We start from the raw sequence: 16,338 nt of genomic DNA on the forward strand, positions 1-16,338 counted from the left end.
ACGGGATCGGATGGCTGCATGACCGATGCGATCCTTGTCCTGAACGGCGGGTCATCGAGCCTGAAATTCGCTGTCTTCGAGGCAAGCGCCGAGCTTCCCGTGCTGCTGCGCGGCAACGTCTCGTCGCTCGGGCAGCATCCGCGCTTGCACGTCGCGGCTGCGGCCGGATCTCCTGAAATCGACAGGAGCCTGGCTGACGGACCGATCGATGTCGCCAAGGCATTCGCGGCGGTCGCTTCGCTGCTCGCCGATCGTGATCTCCTTCGCCGCATCGACAGGGTCGGGCACAGGATCGTCCATGGCGGCCGCGACTTCACCGAAGCGACGCTGCTCGATGGGCACACGCTCGAGGCATTGCGGCTGCTCGAGCCGCTGGCGCCAATCCATCAAAGGATCAATCTCGAAATTGTCGCGCTGGCCGCCGAGCTCCTGCCGCAGGCCCTTCAGATCGGATGCTTCGACACGGCATTCCATTCGGCCCGACCGGAGCTTGCCAAGATCTATGGGCTGCCGCGCGAGTTGACCGAGGCGGGCATCGTTTCCTATGGCTTTCACGGCCTGTCTTATAGCCATATCGCTTCCAAGCTGCGCGAGCGCTACGGCGCGGGTGCCGGCGGCCGTGCGATCGTCGCGCATCTCGGCAGCGGTGCCAGCCTGTGCGCCATGGACGCCGGACGGAGTGTCGCCACGACGATGGGGTTGTCGACGCTGGACGGGCTTGTCATGAGCACGCGTTGCGGTGCGCTCGACCCGGGGGTCATCCTCCATCTGCTGCAGGATCGGAAGCTGCCGACCGACGAGCTGGCCGCGCTTCTGTACGAGAAATCCGGCCTGCTCGGTGTGTCCGGAATATCCGGTGACATGCGGACGCTGGTCGGTTCGGAGGAACCTGCTGCTGCCGAGGCCATCGCTCTATTCGTCTATCGCATCGGGCGCGAGATCGGGTCGCTGGCCGCTGCCCTGGGAGGGCTTGATCGCCTGGTCTTCACGGCCGGTATCGGCGAAAATGCGCCGCCGATCCGGGCAAAGGTCGGAGCCTTTGCCGGTTGGCTCGGAGTAGCCATAGACAAGGACCGCAACCAGCGCGGCGACGAAATCATCAGCCTTGCCGGCTCCAGGGTCGAGGTCCTGGTGATTCCCACGGATGAGGAGAGGGCCGTGGCCGCCGAGCTGCACCGGCTCAATCGCGCGTCACCTGAGCGCGCAAACTGATGTCAGTTCTTGTCGGACAGGAAACACAGGAGCGCACGCGCCAGGGGCGCGAGAACGCCGGCTTGCCTCAATCAGCAGTGACGACGTTTCCGCCGCCAGGCCTCACCGCGGCCGAAGCACAGGCGAGGCTCGTCGCCGAAGGCTTCAACGAACTACCCAGATCGAACCGGCGCACGCCGTTGCGTATCGCCTTCGAGGTCATTCGCGAACCAATGCTTGCTCTGCTGCTGGGTGGAGGCGCCGTCTATCTGGCTCTCGGCGATCTGCAGGAGGCGCTGATCCTGCTCGTCTTTGCGACATTGTCGGTGGCGATCACGATTGTGCAGGAAGCCCGCACGGAACGTGTGCTGGAGGCGTTGCGCGATCTTACAAGTCCGCGGGCCCTGGTGATACGCGACGGTGAACGTAAGCGTATTGCCGGTCGCGAGGTGGTGCGCGGCGATCTGGTGGTGCTGGCCGAAGGCGACCGGGTGCCGGCCGATCTCAGGCTGATCCAAAGCCAGGACCTCCAGACCGATGAGTCCCTGCTGACTGGCGAATCCGTCCCGGTGCGCAAGATCGCGGCAAGAGCCGCCAACCTGCCTGTCGAGCGCAGACCCGGTGGTGACGACCTGCCTTTCGCGTTCTCGGGATCGCTGGTCGTTCGCGGTTCGGGCATTGGCGAAGTTCTGGCAACCGGCGCCAACAGCGAAATCGGTGCGATCGGCCAATCGCTCAGCACCATGGAGACCGAAGCGCCCCGCCTGCAGCAGCAAACCAAAAGGCTGGTCGGCATCTTTGCGCTGGTGGGCGGGGCCGTCAGTATTGCCGCGGTCGTCCTGTATGGCCTTTTGCGCGGCGGATGGCTCGATGCGGTGCTGGCTGGCATCGCGCTCGGTATGTCGATGCTGCCCGAAGAGTTTCCGATGGTGCTGACGATCTTCATGGCAATGGGTGCCTGGCGCATATCGCAGGCGCGCGTGCTCACGCGCCGTGCGGCGGCGATCGAAACGCTTGGCTCGGCGACGGTCCTGTGCACCGACAAGACTGGAACGCTGACCGAAAACCGAATGACGATCGCAGAATTGCGAACTGCAGACGGCGAGCTGCTTCGTCTGCCTGATGCTCCGAACATGGCGGTGCCGGCGGCATTTGGCGATCTGGTCGAACTTGGCGTTCTTGCCAGTGCCGAGTTTCCGTTCGATCCGATGGAAAGGGCGTTTCACACCCTTGCCGGCGAGCGATTGCCCGGCCGCGAAGACCCGGACCGGGCTCACCGGAAACTGGTGCGCGCCTATGGGCTTCATCCCGAACTGCTGGCCATGTCGAACGCCTGGCGGCCTTCGCCAGGCAGCAGCAACTGCCTGATCGCCGCGAAGGGTTCGCCTGAGGCCATAGCGTCACTCTGCAGGCTGGCTGCCGATCGTCTCGGATCGGTCAGATCAGCCGTGGATGCGATGGCGGCCGAGGGATTGCGCGTCCTGGGGCTGGCGCGCGCCCGTCATGACGTCGATCGTTTGCCGGATCACCAGACGGGTTTCGATTTCGAGTTCATGGGCCTCGTTGGCCTGGCCGATCCATTGCGCGCCGGTGTTCCGAATGCCGTGACTGATTGCCGTTCCGCTGGGATCAAGGTGATCATGATCACCGGCGACTATCCGGCGACGGCCAGAGCGATCGCAAGTCAGGCGGGGCTCAAAGTCGACAATGTCGTCACGGGTGAGAGACTCAAGAGTCTGGACGACGCGGCGCTGGCCGATCAGGTGAAAACCGCAACGGTGTTTGCCCGCATCATGCCCGAGCAGAAGCTGGCGATCGTCAGGGCGCTGAAGGCCAACGGCGAGATTGTCGCGATGACGGGAGACGGCGTCAACGACGCCCCCTCGCTGAAGGCGGCTAACATCGGCATTGCCATGGGCGGCCGCGGAACCGACGTTGCGCGGGAGGCGTCCTCGATCGTCCTCCTCGACGACGACTTTGGCTCGATCGTCAAAGCCATACGGCTTGGCCGCCGCATCTACGACAATTTGCGCAAGGCCATGGGCTTCATCCTTGCCGTGCACGTGCCGATCGCCGGGCTGGCCCTTCTTCCCTTGCTGTTTGGCCTGCCCATCCTGTTCGGGCCAATCCACATTGCCTTTCTGGAGATGGTGATCGATCCGGTCTGTTCTCTGGTCTTCGAAGCGGAAACCGAGGAGGACGACATCATGAAGCGCCCTCCGCGAGATCCGGACGCGGCGCTGTTCTCGCGATCGTTGATAGCCTGGAGCCTTGTCCAGGGCATGATGGCGTTCGCTCTTGTCGCTGCTGTCTTTATTCTCGCCCTGCGAGGGGAGATGCCTGAGAACGAAATTCGCGCCCTGACATTCTTCTCGCTCGTGTTGACGATCGTTGGCCTGATTTTCGTCAACCGCACGTTCAGCCGGTCCTTGCTACTTGCCTTGTTCCGGCCAAATCGATCGCTTGGTGTTGCCGTTGGAATGGTGGCTGCGGCGCTTGCTTTGACACTGTTTTGGCCGCTTGCCAGCGAGCTCTTCCGGTTCGGGCCGCTACATCCGGGCGATATCGCCGTGGCGTTTTCGGCCGGACTTACGGTGTTGGTCTGTCTCGAGTTCCTTAAGTATTTCTGGCGGGAAAGACTGAAAACCTGATCGGGTGCAACAGGGTTTCAACAGCCGCGGCGCCGACCGCCTTCCAACAGGCAGGCGAGACTCATTGGGCTGGCAATCTCTGGTCATTTGATTTGGATCAAATACCGATGCCCTGAGTTATAGCAATAGAATCAGCGGTTTATCGAAGAGGTTCCGCGGATGGCCGACGTCGTATCCAGGCTTGTCAGGGAATGCAACATGACGCGAGGCAACGGTGTGGACTTTCCCACGATCTGGCAGTCCATCCTGAAGGGACATTCATGTGTCGCGGGGCCGCCGGTACAAGGTCGCTGTGACGAGGGACCCGTCCTCAAAATTCCCCTTATCACGGGACGCTGTCTTACGTTCGACGGTTCAGGGTTTCATCTTGAGTGAGCAGGATTGGATTTCCTTCCGCTACCCGTTCCCCGGGGGAGATGGGCTCCTCAGCTCCTAAACTTTGTTCCTGATTCTACCCACTCGACGGCGCACGGCGCTTAGGCGCCTGGGTGGCTTCGTTGCTGCTAAATTTCCGGTTCGCCGGCGCCGTTGATCCCGCCGAGATCGTCAGGCGGCCCGCATCCGGCCGTTCTCCTCGTCGCTGGTGAGGTCGCCTTCTGTCCAGCGGATTTCGACCTTTGCTTCGGCAAGTCGCCTGTAAAGGGTTCGTCGTCGCACTATTGGCCACCACTCATACAGGAATATCTCCAATGGCCGCCAATTGGCCACCCAGCCCAGTATCAGGAGACTCTCACCGATGACCCTCGCCGGACCCGCAGCCGCCGAGCTATAGCCGATCAGCTGACCTGCGATGAGACTGAGCGCCAGTATGGGCAAGCCCACGAGCATTGCGTGCCGCCCTATTCTCAGAAGTTCATGGAGCTCCCGCGTTGCCTGGGCCGACCTGCCGGTGAAGTTGTAGCGCACCGCGTCTGCAAGCATCTGCGCCGCTTCCTGGTCCTGCTCGCTCTTTGGCAGTTCAACCGCGATGAGGATCGGCGCGCTGTGCGGTGCTTCTTGCGCCCATTCAACGATGAAGCTTTCGGCCTCGCGGTCCAAGTCTCGTTCCCGGAAAGGCGTTGGGTCGAAAGAATTGAATAGGCGCGTCAGGGAACCGATTTGGACTGTTATCTCATATAGTTTGTGATCTGTGTCCATATCACTACTCGCCAATCCGAGCATCGGGACAACGGCCTCCGCGGTTCTGTCACCGGAAGCCGGGATTTGCCTGTGCCACTTGACTGCCGTGGTCAGAGCTGTTTTCCGAGCCGCCGGTGAACCAAAACAAGTGTCGGGTCGTCGGGGTAGGTCGTGACGGTGAACCCCATGTCGCGTTCGAGCTCAATGGCCGAACGGTTTTCGCGGTTCTCGATCGACTCGATGGTCTCAAGTCCAATCCCTTCGGCATATTTTGCGATATAGGCGAGAAGTTCCCACCCGACGCCCAGGTGCTTGCGATCCGCGCGAATGCAGATCGCGACCTCGCCTGCGCGATCGGCCGGATCGCATGCCAGTGTCGCAACCGCGATCAGCATTCCGTCGATCGAGAACGCAAGAAAATTATGGATATGGGAGTCATCGGAACGCGTCATCGCCACCAGCCGCTCATGGGAAACCTCCTTCACCCCGCCGAGAAAGCGAAAGCGCAGGTCTTCCGGCGTCACATGGGTGAAGAACTCGGCCAGGGCAGGCTCATCTTCGGGGCGCGCGCGGCGCACTTTGAAGCGGAATCCGGTGTGTGTGGCAAGGGTAGCATTGATTTGCATAGTCGCGGTGCCTCCGTCGTCTCTGGTCAGCGGCCTCATGAGCCGTCTGGAGTCGGTATCATTCGCTCATATTGTGAAGCGCTTCGTGCTTGACGATTTCGATGCTGCGCAGGCTGAGAAGGCGGATGACGCCCTGGTCCTTCAAACGGGTGAAGACCCGCGATACAGTCTCGATGGTCAGGCCGAGATAGTCGCCGATGTCCATACGCGACATCGGCAACTCGACCTGCCGCAACCCACCCTGTCGCTCGGCCAGATCGACCAGGAACGCAGCGACGCGTTCGATGGCATTCTGACGGCCAAGAACCAGCAGATGCTCCTGCGCCCTAGTCAACCCCTTGAGCGCCAGCGGCAGCAACTGACGGGAAACATCCGCGCCCGTGGCGACCCGGAAGACGCGGATGCCCGTGGCGTTGATGGCCTCGGCGAAGAAGTGATGCGTCGTGTCGGCTTCGAAGCCGAATGTCTCTCCAGCCAAGTGGAATGCGCTTATCTGCCTGCGGCCGTCGGCAAGCAGGCGGTAGACACGAACGGCGCCGAACTCGACCTGGTAGACGGCTCCGGCCTTTTCACCTTGGGCATAGATTTCCGTACCGGCCGGAAAAAAACTGACCGGTTGCAGTGGTGTGGAGTCGAACCGCGCTGGCAGGGTCGGCTGGGTGGAGTGTGACGGCAGTGCAATTCTGGAGGTCGCATAGGCATGCATGGCTGTTTCCCCGGTTGATCCGTGACACAGCAATTGCGCGAATCCGCGGGGCGCGAAATTCGGTTATGTCCCTACGGGAAACTGCGTAGAGCTTGGCCGGGACAGCACTGGAGGCTGTTGTGGCAAGCGCATTCGTGTTGTCCTCGGGCGACTTCGGCATCTACGGCTGCGGTGGTGCGCCAGCATAAAACCTGAGGCGGCGTCTTCAGGCGACGTACCGCCATTTACAGATCTGGTTCGTGCATTGAGCCAATCAACTTTTGGCCAGCATGTCTTGGTGGTTAGTCGTCCGATCCGGGGCGGGACTTCGAACGCCGGCAGGGATTCGCCTGAGACGCTTTGAGGCTGAATCTTGGCGCAGATCAACGCGGCTCGCACGATGGACGTCATACCCCGCGCTCTAAGAAGATGTCAGCGGCCAGATGCGAATAGGGCTATCTGAACATCATTCCAGGACCGAAATCGCCTGAACGTCCCAAGCCCATGCCCATCATGGGCAGAAAAATCTCGTCGGCCGCGTGCTTTTTGCTCATCACTTAGCATAGAGTTTTTCAGTTGCTGCCCTGACAGTTTTCACCTGTTCCAGACGGGCTTCGAGATGGGTCTGTTCGTAGGCCAGTCGCTCGGCGCCTACGCCAGCCGGATACCGGGCCACAGCGGAGCAAACTTGGCAGGAATGGCAGGCGACTCAAGCGAGCATGGCTGAGAAGCGAGCGGCGTAGGGCATGGCCCGCAACCCCTATTGTCGGTCCGCCCACTGGAGGCATATTACCAATTCGTAATTTGGCGGCCATAAGTCTGCCGGCAAGCCAACCGAAGAGGGAGATATTCTTTTAACAGGTGGCCTCGTCGAATGACCTCTGCCGCATACACGTCGACCCAGAAGTTTTTGCACTGGGTTCTCTTCGTGCTCGTCCTCTTGCTTTCCGCACTAACCTACGGCGAGAACCTGTTGCCGCGTGGCGACCCTACAGTCGATGCCATCATCTGGCGGCTGCATATTTCGTTTGGTCTTCTGCTGGCCGGGCTGCTGCTTTGGCGGGTTGTTCTCCGTGGCCTAACTAAGAGGATCGCCCGGTCTTCCAGACGAAATGTCGGCGCCCGAGAGGACCGCAGTCAAGATCGGCCACTTTGTGCTCTATGCGCTGCTGATCCCGATCCCTGTCCTCGGCATCCTTTTGACTTGGTTTAGAGGTGATGGGCTTGAGCTTCTTCGGCCTCTTCACAGTGCCGGCACCATTTGCACCCGAACTACGGCTCGCACGATTCGAGAACTTCACTCGTGATGCGCTAATGGGATATTAATCGCGACCGGCTTACACGCCGCAGCCGCGCTCTATCATCACTTCATCCGCCGCGATGCAATTCTAACGAGAATGCTCCCAAAAGGTTGAGCCTGGCGGGCGCTAACGCCACAGGCGGCGCCCAGGACGCGAGAGGCGCATCGGTACAGACAGTGGCCGGCGGCAACGCGCGCTGGCAGCAACCTCCGACTGGGTCGGGAGTTCTACTTTGACTATTGGCCCCGAGAACCCAAATCGGCATCGGTCAGATCGGCAATGGTTTGTACAAGGACGGCAAATTGCGGGTCGTCGATCAGCTTCGAACTAGAAAGGGGATTGGGGGCGGACCATCCAATGAGCTGTTCGAATTGATTCAGATCAAAGCAACAAAGTGCCATCGGTGCATTCTTCTTCATCGTCATGCGGAGACAAACTGGCCATACACCATGGAGAATCGTTCAAGCGAATGGGAACCCAGGCAGGTAAACCAGATTGCCAGTGAAACATGATGGGCGAACCTGCGGCACCACCTAGGCGACTCTGGAGTTAAGTTCAGAGCTGGAAGGTGGGAGCCGCGGGCTCGGTACTCGTCGCTCTATGGCGCACCGCCGATTGGGCGGTGAAGAGCGGGGATGGCCCTGCTGTACATCGAGGGAACCCGAGGGCCTTGCGGCGCGGCTTTCCGAGGAGGAGACAATGATCGCACGAATGCTATTCGGCGCAGATCCTTTCCGCAACATACGCCGCCTCCAAGACGAAGTGAGCCGACGGGAATTCCCGGCGGTGAATGCCTTCGTAAACCAGGACGGCGTCATCATCACCGCCGAACTGCCTGGGGTAAGATCACAAGACTTGGACATCTTGATTCACAGAGATTCCGTTACGCTCAGCGGAGAGCGGCAAACCGAAACTGAGGAAGCCCGGCGGGGATACCACCGGCGTGAGCGTCGTCAAGGCCGGTTTGTGCGGACCGTGTCATTGCCGTTTGTGGTCGACCCGAACAAGGTTGAAGCGGATCTCGTCAATGGCGTACTAACTCTGGATCTTCCTCGGGCCGAAGAGGACAAGCCCAAGCGCATTAACGTGAAGGCGAGCAAGGAGCCGGGTCATGGCTAAGCGAGAGACCACGAGTGCGGGAACGAAGGGGAGCAAGCAGTCCAGGGCCACGCCGACTAGCCAACCGGAGTTGGAGGGCAAGTTGTCCGCGGAGCAGGACGCGGGCGAACGGACCCATGAGAAGCTGGTCTTCGTACCACGGGTTGACATCTACGAAACTGAAATGGGCCTTGTCGTCGTTGCGGATCTGCCCGGCGTCAGCCCGGAGGGTTTGGAGGTCACGTTGGAGAAGCGGGTGCTGTCGATCTATGGCCGCGTCGAAGAGGATACGCCCGAGGGCTACAGCCAGGCCTATCGCGAGTATGAGGTCGGCGATTTCGAGCGGCAGTTCACTCTCTCCGGGGATTTCGACATCGATGGAATTGAGGCTAACATGAAGGACGGTGTGCTTCACCTCGCCATCCCGAGAGCTCCGGAGGCAGCGGCAAAGCGGATCGAGGTTAGATCGGTTTCCTGACGGTCGAGGAAGATTGCGCAGACGCCGCGATCGCCAGTAGTTAGCAGAGCCTACTCCATGACTCTCGCCGGGTCGTCCTCTCGGCAACCGACGTGGGCGCTGTTTTCGGAGGGATATCGTGAATATCCTGATTGTCTATGGAACGACCGAAGGGCAGACGCGGAAAATTGCCGCACGGACGACAACGCATATTCGCGAGCGCGGGCACCAAGTCGAGCTGCAAGATAGCGCAGCGCTCGCATCCGATTTGAAGCTCGGACCCTTCGACGCGTTCGTCATTGCCGCGTCGGTCCATCAGGAGCACCACCAGGAAATCGTCACGAACTTCGTGTTTGCCCATCACGAACTGCTGAACACTAAGCCTTCAGCTCTCATATCCGTCAGTCTGTCGGCGGCGCTGGAAGACCAAAAGACGGAAGCGCAAAACTACGTGGATCGCTTCGTCTCCGTGACAGGGTGGCAACCACGCATGACCCTCCTTCTCGGGGGTGCTTTGCGCTTCACCAAGTACGATTACTTCCAGGAGCAGTTCGTCAAATTCGTCGTCATGAAGAGCGGCGATCCGAGCCCCGAGCGCGATCACGAATTCACTGACTGGAACGCCCTCGCCGACTTCGCTGATCGATTTCTTGAGACGGCCGGCTAGATGATCAGCCCACGATGTGATGGCAATTCTCGCTTATCGCCGACCAAGGTGGAAACATGAGCCTCTCCGCGGGCGATCGCGAATCCAGTGGAAGCAAGAAGTCCGCTTCAGCGGCATCGAGATGCACAGAGCGAAGCTGGCTCTTTCACCAGGGGGAGTCGCGTGACCATCAGTGAGATGACCGCCCAAGAATGCAGGATGCATCTGGCCGCGAGCAGGGTCGGGCACCTCGCTTGCGTAAGAGACGGGATGCCGTACGTCGTGCCAGTCAGCTTCGTTTACGAAGACGGCCACATCTACAGCTTCTCCCTGATTGGTCACAAGGTCTGGGCGATGCGGGGACATCCTCAGGTTTGCTTCGAAGTCGACGAGATTCGCAGCCCTCGCAGCTGGTGGAGTGTCATTGCCTTCGGTCGCTACGAAGAACTCTCCGAAGCGGGCCCCCGGCAGAATGAGCGCGACCATGCATGGTCGCTGTTGCAGAAAGCGCGCCCCAACTGGTGGGAACCTGGCAGCGAGACACCCCACTCCGAGGACAAGGTGGCCAGTCCGCCTCACCTCTTCCTCCGCATCAACATCGAGAAGATCACTGGCCGCCGTGCCCTCGTCTGACCGGCCCAGTCTAGTTATGAGCCAGGCGACGTTTATTTCTTCTACACGACATGCCCGAAATGGGCCAAAGCCTATGGGAAGAACTATGTTGTTGGCATTGCGGCCATTTGAGGCGCGACCTGGAGACGCTATCTGAGCTGCATTCGCCAGAGTCGGCCAGTCAGCCATTGCACGCGCCATCGGGGCGCTTCTCACTCGACATTTTTTGGTCATGGCGGTGTTGCGAAGTCACCTGGACCTGATCTTCGTCGTCTTCGTCTTCGGGTCGCAATAGATGCCATAGAGCGTCTGCAGGATGCGCTCGACCTCGGCTGAAGCCAGCCGGTAGTAAACCTGCTGCGCGTCGCGGCGGGTATCGACCAGTTTCAGCGCCCGCAGCTTAGCCAATTGCTGTGACAGCGCCGACTGGTTCATCGCCACCAGTTCGGCCAGTTCGTTGACGCTCGTCTCGCCGTCCAGCAGGTGGCACAGGATCATCAGGCGCTTCTCGTTGGCCATCGCCGCTAGAAGTTCGGACGCTTCCCGCGCCATCGCGTCCAGTTCAGTGATTTTTATATTGCGCATATGAACACATGATCATATTAAGAGTTACAAATAATAATAGTTCGACCCTGGTTCCTGTCAAGCCGACGGATCGATGCCGCACGCAGATCATGACGGCAGACTTTGCAAGGTCCACAGTTGGGCCGTGAGGAGTGCCAACGGAACGGGCTGCCTGGGCTGCCCCCGGCGTGCACATGGTCGAAGATCTTACTACGATCGGCTGAAATGCCGGGATGTTAAGGGAGCGGATGCGGTCCACTCCTTCTTCCGTGCGGAAGGATTGGGAGCCCTCATGAGAGCAATGGTGCTTGAGCGACATTCCAGCGATGCCTTATGGCCTACTCTGGGAGGAGCGTGAACTGGTGTCGGTCGCAAACCTGACGCGCCGCGATGCAGAAGAGTTTTTCCCCATCGCGACGAGTGCAAAGGTTCGCACGCATACAGAGGTCTATCCGCTGGAACAGGCCAATCAGGCGCTGGACGATCTGCGCTCCGGGAGATTGACCGGCGCAGCCGTCCTGGTCCCGTGACAACGCTCAACGGACGCTATCTGGCCAACTGACCGAGTTTGCGCATCTGCCCGATCCATTTCGCCCGGGTCGCGTCACTGCTGCCGGCAACCATGCCAAACAAGGTCTCGCGCACCGGATTGATGCCGGCAAAACGCAGAACGCTCCGCCGCATGCCGGCGATGCCGTGGCTGAGGAACCAAAGCCGGTAGACAAAGGACGGCATGCCCATCGTCACGACGACCCGAGCGGAGCGACCGCGAAGCAGTGTCCTGGGCAAGCGCCCACCCTTGTCCGCGTAGGCAAAGGCAGTTCCCGGCCGCATGACCTGTTCCAGAAATGCCTTGAGCAGCGCGGGCATCGTGCCGAGCCAGAGTGGAAAGACAAAGACAATGTGCTCAGCCCATAGGATCGCTTCGGCGGCCTCCTTCAGGCTGTCGGGGACCGCGCCGTGTTCGAATTCCTGCATGGTCCGCAGCATCGGAAAATCAATTGCTGCGAGATCGACCTGGCGGACGGCATGCCCGGAAGGCTCCGCGCCTTCGGCATAGGCCCTCGCAAGACCGCGGCAGAGCCGGTCCGCAGATGGGTCGGGATGGCCGATCACAACAAGGATGCGCCGCGACATGGCTTTCTCCAATGCTACTTGCCAGCCGCTAAGGCCGTTCGACCCGCGCCACCTGGTAGGTATGCATGGCCCCATTCCGCGCGATCGAGACATATTCTCCTGTCACGAAGCGCTCGTCGCCAAGATGGAAACCGATCTCGTCGTCGCGGTCGCCTTCGGCATAGTCGAAATACCATTGTCCGCCCGGCTTGCGCCGCAGCCGACCGATCAGATCTTCCTCGCCGGTGCGAAAATGGCGCACGCGGCAGGAGGCTCTGTGCGATTTCCACTCTTCCGCATCGATCCGGCCTTCGTTCGTCAGCGGAACAAGCACGTCATAGCCTTCCTCGCGATCACCCTCCGGATGCCCCCTTTCGCGGGCAAGCAGCAGCCGGATATTGCGGAATTTCGAGGTGAGGTCGTTCAAGCTGGTCATGGCAAACTCCTTTCACGGAGTTTGATAGCGTGGCGGTTGAGCCTGACCTTGATCCGCATCAAAGAAGCTGGAGAGTTTGACCGCGCCTAGACGTTCGGCAGCAGGATCGTGGCGAGATACCCGGTGATCACTGCAAGCAGGGTTGCACCGGCCAAAGGCAACCAGAACCTGACGGGCCCGGCAAATACCGCCAGCGACAGGCGGCCGATCGCGTTTGCCGCCAGCGCCGCCAGCACTGCCTGACCTATCGTCGCGACGGGGACCGAATGCTTTACCAGGCGCAACGCGCTGAGCACCGAGACATCGACATCGAACGTTCCCGCAAGCGCTGAGGTCGCCAGCAAGCCGCGGCCGCCGAATTGAGCCGCCAATGCCGCACTCGCGGTCGCGACAACCGCGAAGAGCAAGGCAAAGAGCAGCAAGGGACCTAATTCGAATGGATTGCGAGCTATCGCGCCTTTTTCGCGTTTTCCGTCGTTGTGAGCCAACATGAATGCGCCGCAGACGGCAAAGGCGAGCGCCGCGCCAATAGCAGGAATGGCCACCGCTCCAAACACGCTTGGCTCGAGGACCAGCACCACAGCGCAGACGCGCAGTATTGAAACCATCGCACCCAGCGAAGCCGCGCCTGCGAGCGGCAGCGGATTGCCGGCGGACGCGGCTCTGCGCGCAAGCGCCATAGTTACGGCGGTGGAAGAAACGACTGCACCAGCGAGCGAACTGACGAGCAGACCGCGCGTGTTTCCCAGGACGCGGACGGCGACATAGCCAGCGAAAGAAATCGACGCCATCAGGACCGTCAGGAACCAGACCTCCCAGGGATTGAACCCGCCCCAAGGGTCCATCGTCCGGTTTGGCAGCAGGGGTAGAACAATCGCCGTGATCACCGCCAGGATCAGGGCCGAACGGAGCTCGACCCAGGTCAGTCGCTTCAGAAGGCCGTGCAGGATATCGCGACTCGCGAGGACCGCCGCGAGTGCTGCTCCTCCGGCAGAAGCGGCTCGATAGTCACCGGCGACCGAAAGCGCGCCGAGCGCGAACACGCCGAGGCCCGCAATAACGCTCGTAACGCTGAAATCCTCGTCATGCACCGCCTCGCGCGCCTTGTACCAGGCAAAGATTGCAGCAAAGGCGATGAACCCGCCGACGAGCACGGATACCGCACCGAGCGCATTGGCCAGCGCTGCCAAAATGCCGCCGAGCAGGCCGGATATGCCGAACGTGCGAATGCCGGCTGTCCGGCTGCGATCCGGGGCGTCCCGCTCGCGCCAGCCGCGCTCCAATCCGACGAGGAGACCGATTGCCAGGGCCAGTCCAAGCCGGGCGATGAGCGTATCCATGGTTGCCGGCCTCAGGCGGCGACAGTTGGCAGACGGTCGCGAACCCATCTGACGATCTGCCCCGCCGTCATTGCGCCGGATGTGCGCGCAATTTCACGCCCACCATGGAAGAGGATCATCGTCGGGATGCCGCGAATGCCGAAGTTTGCCGAAACGGCCTGTTCCTTGTCGGAGTTGAGCTTGATCAGGCGGACATGTGGTTCCAGTTCGTTGGCCGCCGCCTCGTAAGCCGGCGCCATCATCTGGCAGGGGCCACACCAGGGCGCCCAGATGTCGACCATAACGGGAAGGCTGCTGCGCGTGATCTGACGATCGAAAATCTCAGCGTCGACGTCTTGCGGGTGTCCCGAAAACAGTCTGGCGCCGCATTTTCCACATTTTGCCTCCAAGGCTTTGCGGGCCTGCGGCAGACGGTTGACCCCGCCACACTCGCTGCAAACCACAAGATCCTGCTGTGCCATGGCCATTCACCGATTTGCTGTCGTCTACTATGCGCGCCCGAGACGTCCATCGCCAAGAGTGCGCAGCGCGTTAAGGATGACCGCAACGTCGATCCCCTCCTGCAGCAATGCGCCTGCCACTGGCGTGATCTGCCCCATGGCTGCAGCAACCATCGCCAAGGCCGAGAGCGCCAGCCCGGCGATGATGCTCTGCAGGGCAATCGCGCGGGTGCGTTGGGCAATCCGCATCGCTTCGGCGACCGGCCGCAACCTGTCGGCCAGTATGATGACGTCGGCCGCCTCGGAGGAGGCCGTTGCACCGCGTGCACCCATGGCAACACCGACCGTCGCGGCGGCGAGGGCAGGGGCATCGTTGATACCGTCGCCGACCATCATTGTGGGGGCCTGCGCTTTCTCGACCTCGACCGCCGCGACCTTTTCGGCGGGGGTGGCATTGGCGACGACCACATCGAGGTCGAGCAAGCGGGAAATGCGCTCGGCGGCCACGCTGTCGTCGCCTGTAAGCATGACGACACGCTGGATGCCTGCCTGCCGAAGTTCGCCCAACGTATCGCGTGCGTCCACTTGCAAGGCGTCCCCGAACGTAAAACACCGGCAAGGCGCTTGCCAAGCGTAACAAAGACCCTCAGCACCGGCTCGTCCCGGTACCGGTCTTCGCCGCTTCTCGCCCAGGTCGGCAGCGTTTTGTGGGCAAGCACGAGATGCCGCGAGCCCGCCGCGATCGACACGTTTTCGACCTCCCCCTTCAGGCCGGCCCCACGGTACTCGCGAACATCGCACGGATGCGAGAGTAGCAGGTGCCTAGCGCGCGCCGCTCGGGCGATCGAGTCGGCGAGCACATGGTGCGAGGCCTGTTCCAGCGATGCCAACAGTCGCAAAAGCTCGTCCGGGTCGCGGCCGGGTGCCACGTCGATTTCGATCAGCTCGGCGCCTCCGATGGTCAAGGTGCCGGTTTTGTCGAAGATCGCGGTCCGAGCCAGCGCAAGGGCCTCCAGTGCCGCAGAGCCCTTCATCAGGATGCCACCATGCGAGGCGCGTGACACGCCGCCAATGAAAGCAACTGGGGCGGCGAGGATGAGCGGACAAGGTGTTGCGACCACCAGGACGGCGAGCGCTCTGATAGGGTCGCCGGAGACGTACCAGGCGATGCCGGAAACCAGCAACGTGACAGGGAGCAGGAACAGGGCGAAACGGTCGGCCATCCGGATAAAGGGGGCTTTCGCTGTCTGCGCCGCCGCAACCATGCGGACGATCGCTGCGTAGGTGCTTTGTTCGGATAGGGCAGAAGCCCGCATGCTGAAAGCCTCGCCCGCATTGACGGTGCCGCTGCGCAACAGATCGCCGGCGCTGCGCCGTTCCGGCAAAGGTTCGCCAGTCACCGCGGACTCGTCGAGTGAGGCCGAAGCGTCTAGCAGGATCCCGTCGACAGGCAGCAACTCACCAGCGCGCACGAGCAGGTGGTCGCCGACGGTGACGTCCTCGACAGCGATGGCTTCTGTTCCTTGTGTCGACTTCCGGTGCGCAACGCGCGGCGATCTGTCTGTCAGTGCCTTGAGGTTGCGCTCCGCGCGCCCGCGGGCGAAATCCTCAAGCACCGTGCCGCCGGCATACATGATCGCCACCACTATTGCGGCAAGGGGTTGGCCCAGCAAAAGGGCCGCAGACATCGATACCAGTGCTATGGCGTCGACGCCGAAGCGGCCGATCCAGAAATCGCGCAATATGGAAATGGCAAGCGCAGCCACTACAGGCAAGGTCGCCGCCGTCCAGATCGTGCCCGCATCAATGGGGCCAAGACCGGTTCTCCAAACGCCGATTCCGATGGCCAAGCCAAGGATAGCGATGACCAGCAAGGCGCGGCGCAGGACGGACTCGTTCATACGATGCTTTCCGATTTGATCGATGCTTGCGCGATTTCCGCGGGCACTGGCGCTCGCGTCGAACCCGCGCAACAGATAATCGCGATGACCGGAGGAGGCTTTGATCCAACGCAATGAACGGGCAAGATCGATTGGCGACTATCGCCACGAACGGG

The 16,338-nt window shown here is 61.2% G+C and carries 17 protein-coding genes and 3 pseudogenes; 9 read left to right on the forward strand and 11 right to left on the reverse strand.

The annotated features are described in order from the left end of the window. The first annotated feature begins 18 nt into the window (after window positions 1–18). Window positions 19–1,212, forward strand: coding sequence for an acetate/propionate family kinase (locus AC0L14_RS24620; protein ID WP_473750990.1), 1,194 nt, complete (start codon window positions 19–21; stop codon window positions 1,210–1,212). Continuing rightward, window positions 1,212–3,842, forward strand: coding sequence for a cation-translocating P-type ATPase (locus tag AC0L14_RS24625; RefSeq protein WP_473750991.1), 2,631 nt, complete (start codon window positions 1,212–1,214; stop codon window positions 3,840–3,842). The genes AC0L14_RS24620 and AC0L14_RS24625 overlap by 1 nt, the downstream gene beginning before the upstream one ends. Before the next feature lie 546 nt (window positions 3,843–4,388). On the opposite strand, the gene AC0L14_RS24630 is transcribed toward AC0L14_RS24625, so the two are convergent. From AC0L14_RS24630 to AC0L14_RS24640, 3 genes are all read right to left on the reverse strand, one after another. Beyond that, window positions 4,389–4,880, reverse strand: coding sequence for a hypothetical protein (locus AC0L14_RS24630; protein WP_473750992.1), 492 nt, complete (start codon window positions 4,878–4,880; stop codon window positions 4,389–4,391). 191 nt (window positions 4,881–5,071) lie between these two features. Further along, window positions 5,072–5,626 (reverse strand): GNAT family N-acetyltransferase, encoded by a 555-nt coding sequence (locus tag AC0L14_RS24635; RefSeq protein WP_473750993.1) that lies wholly within the window; start codon window positions 5,624–5,626, stop codon window positions 5,072–5,074. A 19-nt stretch (window positions 5,627–5,645) separates the two neighbouring features. Continuing rightward, the gene (locus AC0L14_RS24640; protein WP_473750994.1) at window positions 5,646–6,293 is read right to left on the reverse strand and encodes a helix-turn-helix domain-containing protein; all 648 of its coding nucleotides are present in this window, start codon (window positions 6,291–6,293) and stop codon (window positions 5,646–5,648) included. Window positions 6,294–7,146: 853 nt separating this feature from the next. Here AC0L14_RS24640 and AC0L14_RS24645 point away from each other — a divergent pair. Next, window positions 7,147–7,485, forward strand: a complete 339-nt coding sequence (locus AC0L14_RS24645) for a cytochrome b/b6 domain-containing protein (protein ID WP_473750995.1) — start codon at window positions 7,147–7,149, stop codon at window positions 7,483–7,485. A gap of 324 nt (window positions 7,486–7,809) precedes the next feature. On the opposite strand, the gene AC0L14_RS24650 is transcribed toward AC0L14_RS24645, so the two are convergent. Next, a complete protein-coding gene (locus AC0L14_RS24650; protein ID WP_473750996.1) occupies window positions 7,810–7,998 on the reverse strand; it encodes a hypothetical protein in 189 nt (62 codons plus the stop codon). A 274-nt stretch (window positions 7,999–8,272) separates the two neighbouring features. Between AC0L14_RS24650 and AC0L14_RS24655 the strand changes: the two genes are divergently transcribed. The 5 genes and pseudogenes from AC0L14_RS24655 to AC0L14_RS24675 form a co-directional block, all read left to right on the forward strand. Next, window positions 8,273–8,692, forward strand: coding sequence for an Hsp20/alpha crystallin family protein (locus AC0L14_RS24655; protein WP_473750997.1), 420 nt, complete (start codon window positions 8,273–8,275; stop codon window positions 8,690–8,692). Next, window positions 8,685–9,149 (forward strand): Hsp20/alpha crystallin family protein, encoded by a 465-nt coding sequence (locus tag AC0L14_RS24660; RefSeq protein ID WP_473750998.1) that lies wholly within the window; start codon window positions 8,685–8,687, stop codon window positions 9,147–9,149. Before AC0L14_RS24655 ends, AC0L14_RS24660 begins: the two co-directional genes overlap by 8 nt. Window positions 9,150–9,267: 118 nt before the next feature. Then, the gene (locus AC0L14_RS24665; protein WP_473750999.1) at window positions 9,268–9,795 is read left to right on the forward strand and encodes a flavodoxin domain-containing protein; all 528 of its coding nucleotides are present in this window, start codon (window positions 9,268–9,270) and stop codon (window positions 9,793–9,795) included. 177 nt (window positions 9,796–9,972) lie between these two features. Then, entirely contained in the window at window positions 9,973–10,407 is a 435-nt protein-coding gene (locus tag AC0L14_RS24670) for a pyridoxamine 5'-phosphate oxidase family protein (RefSeq protein ID WP_473751059.1), read from the forward strand. 21 nt (window positions 10,408–10,428) lie between these two features. Then, window positions 10,429–10,518, forward strand: a pseudogene (locus tag AC0L14_RS24675) (hydrolase); the annotation flags it as partial. Between the two features lie 117 nt (window positions 10,519–10,635). On the opposite strand, the gene AC0L14_RS24680 reads toward AC0L14_RS24675, so the two are convergent. Further along, window positions 10,636–10,971 carry an ArsR/SmtB family transcription factor gene (locus tag AC0L14_RS24680; RefSeq protein ID WP_473751000.1) on the reverse strand — a complete coding sequence of 112 codons (336 nt, stop codon included), beginning with the start codon at window positions 10,969–10,971 and terminating at the stop codon, window positions 10,636–10,638. Between the two features lie 287 nt (window positions 10,972–11,258). Here AC0L14_RS24680 and AC0L14_RS24685 point away from each other — a divergent pair. Next, window positions 11,259–11,480, forward strand: a pseudogene (locus AC0L14_RS24685) (zinc-binding dehydrogenase); the annotation flags it as partial. Window positions 11,481–11,496: 16 nt separating this feature from the next. On the opposite strand, the gene AC0L14_RS24690 reads toward AC0L14_RS24685, so the two are convergent. The 6 genes and pseudogenes from AC0L14_RS24690 to AC0L14_RS24715 form a co-directional block, all read right to left on the reverse strand. Then, window positions 11,497–12,087, reverse strand: a complete 591-nt coding sequence (locus tag AC0L14_RS24690) for an NAD(P)H-dependent oxidoreductase (protein ID WP_473751001.1) — start codon at window positions 12,085–12,087, stop codon at window positions 11,497–11,499. Window positions 12,088–12,115: 28 nt separating this feature from the next. Next, on the reverse strand, window positions 12,116–12,502 hold the full coding sequence (locus tag AC0L14_RS24695) for a hypothetical protein (protein WP_473751002.1): 387 nt from the start codon (window positions 12,500–12,502) through the stop codon (window positions 12,116–12,118). An 86-nt stretch (window positions 12,503–12,588) separates the two neighbouring features. Then, entirely contained in the window at window positions 12,589–13,842 is a 1,254-nt protein-coding gene (locus AC0L14_RS24700) for an MgtC/SapB family protein (protein WP_473751003.1), read from the reverse strand. A gap of 11 nt (window positions 13,843–13,853) precedes the next feature. Further along, complete coding sequence (trxC, locus tag AC0L14_RS24705; protein WP_473751004.1) at window positions 13,854–14,303, reverse strand: thioredoxin TrxC; 450 nt, start codon at window positions 14,301–14,303, stop codon at window positions 13,854–13,856. A 27-nt stretch (window positions 14,304–14,330) separates the two neighbouring features. Beyond that, window positions 14,331–15,083, reverse strand: coding sequence for an HAD-IC family P-type ATPase (locus tag AC0L14_RS24710; protein WP_473751060.1), 753 nt, complete (start codon window positions 15,081–15,083; stop codon window positions 14,331–14,333). 161 nt (window positions 15,084–15,244) lie between these two features. After that, window positions 15,245–16,183, reverse strand: a pseudogene (locus AC0L14_RS24715) (HAD-IC family P-type ATPase); the annotation flags it as partial. Window positions 16,184–16,338: the final 155 nt, after the last annotated feature.

It is taken from the genome of Mesorhizobium sp. WSM4841, from assembly GCF_055811515.1.

Coding starts and splice junctions, on each gene's coding strand:
- AC0L14_RS24680 (WP_473751000.1), bottom strand. CDS start 10,971: ATGCGCAATATAAAAATCACTGAACTGGACGCGATGGCGCGGGAAGCG.
- AC0L14_RS24625 (WP_473750991.1), top strand. CDS start 1,212: ATGTCAGTTCTTGTCGGACAGGAAACACAGGAGCGCACGCGCCAGGGG.
- AC0L14_RS24700 (WP_473751003.1), bottom strand. CDS start 13,842: ATGGATACGCTCATCGCCCGGCTTGGACTGGCCCTGGCAATCGGTCTC.
- AC0L14_RS24655 (WP_473750997.1), top strand. CDS start 8,273: ATGATCGCACGAATGCTATTCGGCGCAGATCCTTTCCGCAACATACGC.
- AC0L14_RS24640 (WP_473750994.1), bottom strand. CDS start 6,293: ATGCATGCCTATGCGACCTCCAGAATTGCACTGCCGTCACACTCCACC.
- AC0L14_RS24660 (WP_473750998.1), top strand. CDS start 8,685: ATGGCTAAGCGAGAGACCACGAGTGCGGGAACGAAGGGGAGCAAGCAG.
- AC0L14_RS24635 (WP_473750993.1), bottom strand. CDS start 5,626: ATGAGGCCGCTGACCAGAGACGACGGAGGCACCGCGACTATGCAAATC.
- AC0L14_RS24620 (WP_473750990.1), top strand. CDS start 19: ATGACCGATGCGATCCTTGTCCTGAACGGCGGGTCATCGAGCCTGAAA.
- trxC (WP_473751004.1), bottom strand. CDS start 14,303: ATGGCACAGCAGGATCTTGTGGTTTGCAGCGAGTGTGGCGGGGTCAAC.
- AC0L14_RS24670 (WP_473751059.1), top strand. CDS start 9,973: ATGACCGCCCAAGAATGCAGGATGCATCTGGCCGCGAGCAGGGTCGGG.
- AC0L14_RS24650 (WP_473750996.1), bottom strand. CDS start 7,998: ATGACGATGAAGAAGAATGCACCGATGGCACTTTGTTGCTTTGATCTG.
- AC0L14_RS24690 (WP_473751001.1), bottom strand. CDS start 12,087: ATGTCGCGGCGCATCCTTGTTGTGATCGGCCATCCCGACCCATCTGCG.
- AC0L14_RS24695 (WP_473751002.1), bottom strand. CDS start 12,502: ATGACCAGCTTGAACGACCTCACCTCGAAATTCCGCAATATCCGGCTG.
- AC0L14_RS24645 (WP_473750995.1), top strand. CDS start 7,147: ATGACCTCTGCCGCATACACGTCGACCCAGAAGTTTTTGCACTGGGTT.